The sequence below is a fragment of the Marinobacter sp. Hex_13 genome (assembly GCF_001566815.1).
Lineage (GTDB): Bacteria > Pseudomonadota > Gammaproteobacteria > Pseudomonadales > Oleiphilaceae > Marinobacter > Marinobacter salarius.
This window is the reverse complement of record NZ_LSMM01000065.1, coordinates 23,794-34,380: the sequence shown is the minus strand read 5'-3', so window position 1 is coordinate 34,380 and position 10,587 is coordinate 23,794. Positions and strand designations below refer to the sequence as shown.

Annotated in this window: 5 protein-coding genes; all 5 read right to left on the bottom strand. The window is 50.4% G+C overall.

What is annotated here, in order from left to right; translation table 11 throughout:
* Window positions 1-238 precede the first annotated feature (238 nt).
* Genes brxL through AXW11_RS16355 form a run of 5 tightly spaced genes read right to left on the bottom strand, consistent with a single transcriptional unit; the run spans window position 239 to window position 10,586 of the window.
* Entirely contained in the window at window positions 239-2,314 is a 2,076-nt protein-coding gene (gene brxL, locus AXW11_RS16375; protein WP_091642173.1) for a BREX system Lon protease-like protein BrxL, read from the bottom strand.
* A 3-nt stretch (window positions 2,315-2,317) separates the two neighbouring features.
* On the bottom strand, window positions 2,318-4,840 hold the full coding sequence (locus AXW11_RS16370; protein ID WP_091642170.1) for a PglZ domain-containing protein: 2,523 nt from the start codon (window positions 4,838-4,840) through the stop codon (window positions 2,318-2,320).
* A complete protein-coding gene (locus tag AXW11_RS16365; RefSeq protein WP_091642166.1) occupies window positions 4,830-6,668 on the bottom strand; it encodes a DUF262 domain-containing protein in 1,839 nt (612 codons plus the stop codon). Before AXW11_RS16365 ends, AXW11_RS16370 begins: the two co-directional genes overlap by 11 nt.
* 7 nt (window positions 6,669-6,675) lie before the next feature.
* Window positions 6,676-8,667, bottom strand: a complete 1,992-nt coding sequence (locus tag AXW11_RS16360) for a BREX-1 system adenine-specific DNA-methyltransferase PglX (RefSeq protein ID WP_177190607.1) — start codon at window positions 8,665-8,667, stop codon at window positions 6,676-6,678.
* Window positions 8,664-10,586, bottom strand: a complete 1,923-nt coding sequence (locus tag AXW11_RS16355) for an Eco57I restriction-modification methylase domain-containing protein (RefSeq protein ID WP_091642163.1) — start codon at window positions 10,584-10,586, stop codon at window positions 8,664-8,666. Before AXW11_RS16355 ends, AXW11_RS16360 begins: the two co-directional genes overlap by 4 nt.
* Window position 10,587 lies beyond the last annotated feature (1 nt).

The window sequence follows — 10,587 nt, the reverse complement described above, 5'->3', positions numbered from 1 at the left end:
TACATTGAGCGGTTCCATAATCCCAGGATGCGACGTAGAGTTGCCGCTCAGGATCAGAAGCTGTCAGCCGTTTTAAAACCGTCCGTGGAAACGGGGTAGAACCCGGATGACCCTAACAGCGAAAAGTGGCACCGCCTTGGAAACATTATGGCGAAAAATGGCAGTTGGACCGCATCGTAACCTCGGGAATGCTGGTGTAGCCAATCATTTGGATAATAAAAACTCTGCAGTATTATCCCTATTTTCTAAATATATCTACCTTCGTTTCTAAACACTTTCTTAACGTTAGGTCGTTTACGCCAATCCCATACCAACTATCCGGTTTCTGATAAAAATCGAGCCCGCGACCAATCTTGATAACCCAACCGTTATCAATCCGAATCTCCCGATCATGCATGTGCTCGTTCACTTTTACTTCGAGCTCAACATCAATCTCTATAAGGCTCTGCTTCAGCTCGCTCAGGCGCTCTGATAGCTGCTTCACATCGGTATCGGCATCATAGCTGGTGGTGAGTACAATTTTGCGAACGGTGGGTGCTTTTAGTACCGCCTCGCAGAATCGAACGAAATTCTGTACCTGGTGTGTGGCACGAATATACGGATCCTCCACTTCAACCTTTTTGGCACCCACCAGATACGACCCTATCAGGCTTTCGTAGCTGTACCCGGCATCACCATAATGGATCGTGAAGTGTTGCTCCTGCGGCTCGTCAAGTTCGACCACAGCCTCAGCATCAACCTCAGGCTTTTCCGCAGCAGGGGTAGTTGATCCCGGAGCCTTTGCTGCCGAAGAGGGCTTTGCCTCAACCTCTTCCAATTCGCCAGCGTGAATATTTTTCCTAGAAGGCTCCTGTGTCGCAGAGGCTGCCTGTGACTCAGGGCAGTACACGACGTGCTCTTGGCCGTCCGCAGAGATGTAAGACAGGTTAATCAGCGCAAACTCATCGTCGGTCTTGCGCTTGTTCATCTGCTCCTTCACACGACGTCGACATTCGACCGCGTAGGATACATATTCCTCAAACTCCTCATCGGAGGGCGGAGACGATGGGTGCAGAATCTTCAGAAGCCCGGAAACTGTCTTTTTGATCCCCTTCTCATCTCGTCCCTCGACTTCCTTACCCAACCGAATGCGTTTACTAACCTCTTCATAGCGATTCGTATGCTTCAACTGATAGTGGAAGGCTTCAGCAAGGTAGTCGGTAATGAATCCGTAGTTGTTGGTCAGGAATTCGCTGCTGTTCTTCGGCATCTCCCAGCCAGGCAGGTAAAAAGCGAACCGGTCCATTACTGCCAGGTCGAACTCTTTCGGCAGCGGCTGAAACAGATCATAGACCTCTGAATTAACCACCTGCTGCACGGACAGGTCGAGATTGCCCACGAAAGCCATTGACGCGTCTGCGATGACTTCGACACCTCTGGAGAAACGACCGTTCGCCATGAAATCCTTCATGATCTGAATGGTGTCAGGGTCCTTCACTTTGATCCCGCCAACTTCATCAAAGGCTACTGTGTCCCAAAAACCGACGAGACCAATCTTCTTCCGCTGGTTGTTATAAAACAGCGTGGCCTTGGTCGCTTGCCCACCACTAATCAGAGTTGAATACGGCGAAAATTCACTGAAGAAATAGGATTTTCCCGTACCACGAGGTCCAAGCTCAATAAAGTTGAAGTTCGGCTCTACCAGGGGCAACAAGCGGGCGATGAAGTGAATCTTCACCCGTTGAGACAGTTTGGTAGGCTCAAGGCCAACAGAGCGTAGAATCACATCCACCCAGTCGTTTCGATCAAACTCATCCCGTCCCTCACGGTATTGCTCGAAACTGAAGCGGCTCAGCTGGATAGGGCGAAGGTCTTCGATATAGAAGGCGTAATCGTCTTCCTCTATCTCATTGTAAGCAATGGTCACCTCGCACCAGAGCCCGCCTTGGAGCAAACGATCGTTGTCCCGATAAAACTTTTCAGAAATGGCTACCCGCCGGGAGTCAAAGTTTTCCAAAGCAGCCCAGTGGCGTCGGTCCTTCTCAACGTAATTTACGTGCACCTTATCGATAAATCGGTGTTTACCTTTGGTCGCTACAACCGATTGAGCCCGGTTTGCCTCGTTGGGACGGACATAGTTGTCGTTAAGGGTATCGAGAACTGCCTCCAACCCGGCCTGGATCTCGGCTTCTTCATCACTGGCACAATAGCGAGCCAGCAAAAACTCCAGAACGAACGTAGGAACGTTGGTTCCTTTCTTGATCCGATGCACCAGCTCTTTGCGAACCACTTTGCCATCAAAGACCTGCGATAATTTCTGATCAAGTTCATCCATGGTTTACACCGTGTAGTCTGTTTCAAGTTCCAATTGGCAGTATACCGCCATCGTGGTTGGATTAAGCGCTTTCACCTTGAACTTGCCCTCAAACTCCATCTGCATTCGCAGGGTTATTTGCGCCTTCTCACCCGGGCGGAGGCTTATGGTACCGGTCGCCGCGTTCACTGCCCCGCCTGCTTTAGCCTCACCAACCACATCGCCCTTTTTGTTTTGAGCTTCCAACAAAATCTCGAACTCATCCTCAACGGAGAACATATCCTCGGTTTCAATGCTTAAGTCCAGCACGGGAAGCCTTGTCGTAATGCGCTTAGCTCCGTTCTTGTAAGCCAACACCACATTCGCTTTTTGCACCTTCGGCTGGTCGGCTCCACTCAATTGCAGCGAAATCACTGGCACCACGCATTCCTGCAACGACACACCTCCGTGGTAGAACAACATCCCAGATTTATATGACGCCATCGATCGTGGCCCAGCCAACTTCGGAAAGTCACCTTGGATTCCCGCTTTTTCAGCAGCGATCTGGTAGTGACCTGGGTCTGTCGCTCCCTCACCGACTAGGCAGCGCTCATGCACGTTGATCCAGTTACCAGGCAATTTCTGTGTGGTGTCGCCAGCGCCAGCATGCGTATTCATAAAAAAGCCATGGTCTGTGGCAATAACCACCTCATTGAAACCAAGGTCCTTCAGCTTATGAACAGCTACCCGAATACGTTTAAGCGCGTTCGAAATTTCACTTGGTGCCGTATCAGGGTGGTTCTCGAAGTGGCTATCAATCTCTACCGACCGAAGTACCAGTAACTCAATTTCTGGCTCAACCTTGAACCGACTACGGACAAAGTCCTCCAAACGCCCTTCCTGGAAACGCTGACCATAACGCTTGCGAATCCAGTTCATTCGCTGCGTGACATTGGTAATCGGTTGATCCCCCATCATCGGGATCAAAGTGCTTTCCTCACGCATCAATCTAAGACTAGAACTGGCTTCGGGAAGCAGGCTTGTCATACCAACCAAGGTAATGCTCGGTAACTGCACCATTGCGGGTTGCAGATCAACCTTTCCGTGATCCGCCAACTGGTGCTCTAGAGCAACACCCAGTTCATAACGAAGAGCATCAACCATTAAGTAGGCAATCCGGTACCCACTCTGCTTCAGCTTCGGCGCTACAAGTTTGTCGAAAACGTCATTGTTGGAAAGATATCCTTGAAGTGGCCACCCAGTATTCTCGAAATGTTTCGTGAATGGCACCTGAACCTTCTCAATTAAGCGGCCATATTGCTCCCTGACTCGCGTTTTAACCGGCTCCATGGTGCCTTGGGTATCTTGCCAATCAAAATCACTCACCGCCTGTTCAAATTCACGGTGCAGCCTGTCAGCCTCGCGAAGGTAAGATACATAGAACTCTACCAAAGCACCGATGCCCTTGGTGTGGTCCGCTAAAACGCGGTCGAGATCTTCGCATTTATCAATGAGGCCCGACGCAGCTTTGAGAAGGTCCCACTGCGCCTGGCTCTCACCCTTACCGGTCCACACAGATCCACGATGCCGGGATAGGATTTTTCGCACTTGATCCGTATCGTCTTTAAGCAGAGCCTGAATCGCCTGGTGCATGAAAGTGCGCTCTTCGAACGGGAAGGTATCAAGCACGCCCAGATCAAACATATCGCCGCAATGAGTTCGCAGTTCCAGTTCAGCTTCAATCGCTTCAGCTCGGTCTATATAGGTGGACTGCGTTCGACGGTCACTCCTTAGGCGCTCACACAAATCCTCTACGAGCTGCTTGGCCTCATCCGGAGCACGCGGCATATCCCCCAGAGCTTGCGGAAGCTCCTCTGGTAGATCGAATGCAAATTCACTGAAAAGCAGATAGGTCCAAAGTTCATCAGCAACCGAACTCCAGGACTTACCTCGGGTGCGCAACTTAAGACCAATGCTTGCCTGGAACAATGCCTTCGCTTCAGCGACCCAGGCATCACTGCCTTTCAATGCCTCTTGCTGCTGCTCACTTGGCACAAGCAGAGCAAATAAAATATCCCTGGAAGACTCCACCCCTAGTAGCGCACGCAAGTTCGGCCAATCCAAGCCGCCCCCAATCGCGTTAATCACCGCGAAGCTGGGGTTATCATCTTTTTCGAAGGCACTACGGATCTGCGTGGCGTGGTCAGGCTTCGCTCGCAAGCACAAACTCAGGTAACTATCACCGTCCCCCTCCGGAAAAACACCACCGCATGCCAGGTAAACGGAGAACGGATCGCCTTGGCAATGTTCATCCTCCAAGGGCTTTGCGACAGGAACATACACAAGCATCTGGCTTATATCCGCTCGGCCGAGTTCCTGAAGACCCCCTAATGCTTCAGCGCGACTGTCCAGACTAGATTCGGTCGCATCGACGACTTTGCACCGCTCAGTGGCCATTCCCAGACATAGATGGCGATACCGTTGGGCTGGGTCATAAACCACAACCACCTCGTTCTTGCTCAGGCGCGGTTGCAATACTTCATCCTGAAAAAACTGCTCAATCGTCACTCTGTGGCTCCTGCTGAGTCCAGATCTGGTCCAACGTAGGCTGTTTGCCTCGGGTCAATTCCAGAATTGCAGCTTCAACCAATACTGCCCGATCTTTCAGGAACTGATCAAAGTCCGCCCTTAGTCGACTCGCCAAAGCCTGGCCTTCTAAATCAGCGTAGTGTGCTTTGCTGAGGCAATCGTAGGGAATTAGATGTGATTTCAACCGGGTACGTACCGCATCTTCGTTCGATAGGTCGACCCGCTCTTTTATGTATTCAAGTGGATTTTTTCGGCCGATAATCCGGTTTGTCTTCCACGTAATTAATGCACAGTTTAAAGCCAGATAGCTGGAAATCTCCGCCTCAGAGAGAAGCGCGTCGGGGAAAATATGGTGATACTCACGATTGCCAATGTTCTCGTAATTGATCCGTTTATCGTCAGCAAAGTCATTGGCACCGAAGTAACTGGAAACCGCCAGAATGCCCCGGCGTTCAATGCCAACGTTTTTAGGCCACCCTGCACTGATTAACGAATCTTGATCCGCCAGCGGGTGCTCATCTCGGTTAAATATAGGAATCTGCTTCCAATCCGCTTCTGTGAAGTCTCGACGAATTAACAATTCTTTCAGAGCTTTGAAATCCGCGTAAGCTCTCGATGCAGCTGAGTTTTCGTAGCGATCGGAAAAGAATGCAGACCACAAATACGCCCTCAACAGTTCTTCTGCTTTGGCCACGAAATCCCCGTCTTTCGGCACGTGCTCATACGCTGCCGCCAAAACCGCCAGCACGGCATTGGTGGGTAGCCTCGCTTCATCAACTACGCCCTGGCTTTCGAGCAAATTGGCCATACGCTCCAAGCCAACCTCAAGCGTGCCCCAGTTATCCAACAGGACCTGCTTATTCATTTCAATCATGCCGCGATTATTGGGCAATTTTTCTTGAAGCAGAGCTGATGTGGCCAGAATGAGGTTGCGGACATCCCCATAGCGCATCGCTTTGGGGCAAGATTCCACCAGTTCTTGCTCTAAATCGTGGAGGGAGCGTTGGGCAATACTCTCAACTTCCGCAACGATGATGTCGTACAGCGACAGCGGTTTACTGTTGGTATTCATGTTGATGAATACCTGTAGCGCGACATCTTTGCTGGTCTCTGCGGGTAGGGAAAGATACGGTAGGTTGAAGTACTTAACTCGCTCGCGCAGCTCCGAAATCCGGGCCTTGAGTTCTGCTATTACTGCTGTGTGCGCCTTAAACCTCGTCACAAACTCAGGGTCACTTTCATTGGGTTCCAAGGCAGCTGTCGCATCAGAAACCCACTGATCCACTTCCGTCGCCATGTCTTCCGGACGAAGAAGGTTAATCGGAACCAGCCCCCTGTCCAGGCACTTAGCCGGATCATCAGACCAAATCGGTCGACGGGTGCCGTTGTTGGCGATCCAGCGATTTTGTGAGCGGATGGAAATATCGCGTTCTTCATTCCCTTCCAGTGATTTATCAAATTCCGGAAGGTGAACGAAAAAAGTAACCCCCTCATAGTTGTTATACATGCTGCGCCAAAAGGCAGTCAGTCGCTGCTGCCCATCAAGCAGATGCTGATTGACGGTACCAGGAGAGTTAGGATCAGCCGTGACGATATAACGTGAGAGAAACTTCTCCTCACCAGCCACTTCAAGCGCCAAGGTCACCCCAACCGGCAAGTTGTGGATGATCGTATCCAAAAAACTCGCAACGCGATGACGGTCCCATGCCTCGTATCGCTGGAACCTAGGGAGCTTTACGTAACCGTGCTGGATATTTTGAAACCACACTCCCAGAGGGCGATCCTGAGCTTTACTGGATTGCTGCATTGCAGTATTACCGGAACTCACTTTGCAGCCCCCTTTCATCAATTACTTTTTTGATCAATGTTTGAGTATCCGCTTCAGAAAGACCTTTAGGCTGCCAATCTAGTCTGATTTCTCCCGTATCTTGCCCTCGGCGTATCACTGGCACTTCAATTTCTTCCCAAAAAAGGCGCTCAACATCATGAGCGATCGCAAGGCTCCGATCTTCAATACATTTCTGCAATACCCGCTCTGGCCAGTAATTAAGCGCCAGATGTGCCCAGTCGTAATCACCTTCTTCGAGTTGGTTCCAAATATCTTTGAGCACCATCTTCCACGACTTATTAGCATACAAAGACCAAAGGGGAGCAGCGCATATCAGCACACCGTCATCATGTTTCGGCCTATAGGATGGTGCGATGCCGAGTAGCATATCGCATAGGTCCGCCAACTCCTTTTCCAGGTTTGAAAGCGTTTCAAATTCCTTCTCTTCTTGCTTGCTACGCCCACTGCTCTTAATGCGAAGACTATTTAAATCACTGCGCACAGATTTAAGCTTTGGATCGACGAAATCATTCACGATCGTAAAGAGTGTCTGGCTGCTAAGCAGCGGATAATAAAGCCACAGAGTGTAGTTACCAGAGAAGGTCGAGATCGGCCAGTATATCGGTGCTTTGCGACGGCTTTTTGAGTAACGCTGCAGATGAAACTGGAAGAAGTCTTTTCGTAACCAGCGACGTGTGTCCCGAGAGATGTTTGCATCTACTGTTTCCAATACCCGTTCAACCAAGCGATTCAAATCGTGGGAGTGGCCTTCATCGTCGACTAATACACCATGATGATGGTGAAAAACTTCAACACCATCGGGATGCATTCCCGGACTTTTGGCAGGAAGCGGCGCAAAGGGGCATGGCTCGGCTAATGGGCGACGCTCACCATTGGCTAAACGCCAATCAAAGCGACCGAACGCAACCCCCACAGCCCACGAAAGAACATCTTCTTCAGGACGAGTAATAAGCTCTATATCATCTTTTTCCTCTGTTTTCTTACCTGCCGTCGAAGGAGTCTCCTTATTTGTTAAATCTTCCAATCGATCTTCTTCTGAAAATCCGTAAAGATCAAAGACGAGAGAATCAATTTCACGCTGGATCTGGCCTATCTCTTCCTCGATAGCAACAGGGTTATAGTCACCCAAACGATTGCGCAACAACTCAGGCAGAAGAAATGCGTGAGACGTTTCAGTGGTTGTATCTAATTGACGCTTTAGCGACCATAAACGTCTCGCCATTTCCGAAAGTCGACTGCCTTCCTTAGCGTCATATTCACAAACTGGATTTTTCTGTATCAGGCCAACTTCATATGAACGTGCTGCCGCGTCTGCTGCGGCTAACTGAACTGATAGTAAAGTCGCAAATGCCTGACTATTCGTAATTGCCAACAAGGCCAACAATTCATCAGGATCATCGTCAGATACAAATAATGCTGGACCTTTATCAGCGAACACAGCATCCGCAGGTAAGACGCGTACACTTAATCCGCTGGTCGTTCTCCGTGGCCATGTGAGACCGGCTCTTTTGAAGAATTCTATATTCTGGGGTCGCGATTTCAGCTTTCCCGAGCTCTCATCTACAAAATTTCTTATTTCGACGCCGTTTTCTTGCCAATTCACAACTAAATGTAAATCGTAAAAAAAAGGAGAAAAACTTCCCCCTTTTGCGAAATTTAACCATTTATGCCGACCAACAACCTCCCAATGTAAGCGCACAAACCTAAAGTCATCACCTGTAGCCAATCCCTGCCGAGCGTTTCGATGACTGTTCTCAAATGGCGCACACTTTGAAAAACGCGAGCGCACCGAATCGTTCACCCAATAGGAAAAGGGTATCCCGGGAACCTCATTGAAAATTTCAGGAGCCACCTGAAAGATGCGCTCATCTTCCTCTCCCCTACGGAGGTTGTTGCAAACTTCAGAAAGCGCTGTGTGCTTATCAGTTTCAGTCAATAGACGCAGAAAATTACTCATCGGCTTTTCTCCAGTACATAGGCAGCAGCCTCAACCATTGCGTCATCCATTACTCCATGCCCCAAGTCCACCATTACTTCAGGTTTACCAATGCCGAGTACTGACCGCTTACGCCACTTTTGATAACTCGATAAAAAGAAGCATGTCCGCGCGGTAATTGCTCCTAGCCGGCCGCTATGACGCAACAGTGTCAAACCGCGCTCAACAAAGATAGCTAGCAAATCATTCTTGCTGTTAGGATACGCTTTCCCAAGCTGGGCCTTCGTTAGATTGGGCAATGCTCCGAATGGCGGATTCATTAGAACCACGTCAAAGGTTTCACCTGTCAGATCAATCATCCTTAGGCCTTGCAATGCGTCTAGCGCAAAAAGCTCGCTTTGATAACCAGTACTGACCTGCCGATTAAAATCCCTCAGCGCTCGGCACAAACGTTGCTCCGCTTGCTTCCAAACTTCATTTTCTTCCGCGGCGAAGAGACCGTCTCCACTTCCACCGTAGATTTTCTTGATAAGTGTAGGCAGCTCCTGCTCCACCTGGAGCAATACACCCAGCTCGGGCAGGTTACGCAGCAGTTGTAGAGTTTTCTCAAACAGCTCGGCGTCTTTACTGTCCAGCTGTTCGACAAACCGTTCACGCAGCTCTTTTTCAGCTGGCGGAGCAATGGCCGCCACCACATGGCCTTGGCCAATGATGGGGCGCTGTTGTGCTTTTACATCGGCATCGTGCCAGGCACGCTGGGCTCGTAACCAGAGTGCCAAAGTGGCGATCTGGGCAGCACGGGGGTCAATATCCACCCCGTAGATGTTGTGTTCGATGATTAGACGGGGAACATCCCTCAGGTAGGCAAATTCATCGTCGTAGGTCTGACCTAAAGGCTTTAAGTCCGCGTCCGGCTGTGTAGAGACATCCAGACTGCCGGGGCCCTGTTGTTGTTCCCAACCCCAGGCTTCGCGGTAGATCTCCAGAAAGAGATCAAATGCATAGAGGCCGAAGTGCATGGAGCCACAAGCTGGGTCCAGCAGTTTGAGAGTACGCGGGTCACGCAGGGTACGCGGAGGCGGTTCGGCCCGTTTGGCTTCCAGCTCTTCCGGTTTCACCAGCAAGTATTGGCAACGGTCATATAAGCTGGTGTTGCCGTTGGTGGCATCAAACCAGATTCGTCCCAGGGTGTTGTCCACCAGAAATTCCACCACGTAGCGCGGCGTGAAGAACTGGTTGCGTACCGCAAGTTCACGACTGTTACGTGGAGCTTGCGATTCCTTGCGCATTTTTTTGCGCTCTTCCTGGGAGTTGAAGTACTGGTAGATCCAGCCAATGGTTTCGTCTTGCGCCCAAAGATGTTCTATATCAGGGTGGTTGATCTGTTCGAGTACTTCCAACAAGGTGCCTTCACGAGGGAAGAGCCGCCCTTGTGGGCTGTGCCTATCGAATAACACAGCCATATCTAGGGCAAATTCATCAAACAGGCTGAACAGATAGCTGGTGTAGGCATCCCCAGTTTCACCATGGGAAGTTCCCGCTAGAGAACGGTAAAGCTGAAACCCCTTCGAGTTCTGCCCCTGGCCTATCGACTCCATCAGGAAACCACGTGCTTCAGCCATTCGGAGAGCTGAAAGTCGGTTTAGGACAGTGAACGCCTGCTCCCTCACAATACGATCCAGGCCTTGTTTCGTGCGCCCTCCCTCGTCCTTTCCTGGAGTCGCTGCGACGTAGTGAGCCAACATTTCCCGTAATAAGTGCGCCGTCTGACGCTGGCGGTTATCCAAATGCGTAAGCTCACCCAGCTCTGCAACGTGCCCAGTGCTTGGGTCTAAGCCATAGAGAGATTGCAACTGCCGAGTCAGTTCTTCGCTCAAAGATACTCGGCAGTTGGTGACAAACTTCTGGAGTCTGCCCCGCGTGCTTTGATCAAACGCCATA

Excerpts from the sequence above, each read along its gene's own strand:
- brxL (WP_091642173.1), bottom strand. The coding sequence starts at position 2,314 with ATGGATGAACTTGATCAGAAATTATCGCAGGTCTTTGATGGCAAAGTG.
- AXW11_RS16360 (WP_177190607.1), bottom strand. The coding sequence starts at position 8,667 with ATGAGTAATTTTCTGCGTCTATTGACTGAAACTGATAAGCACACAGCG.
- AXW11_RS16355 (WP_091642163.1), bottom strand. The coding sequence starts at position 10,586 with ATGGCGTTTGATCAAAGCACGCGGGGCAGACTCCAGAAGTTTGTCACC.
- AXW11_RS16365 (WP_091642166.1), bottom strand. The coding sequence starts at position 6,668 with ATGCAGCAATCCAGTAAAGCTCAGGATCGCCCTCTGGGAGTGTGGTTT.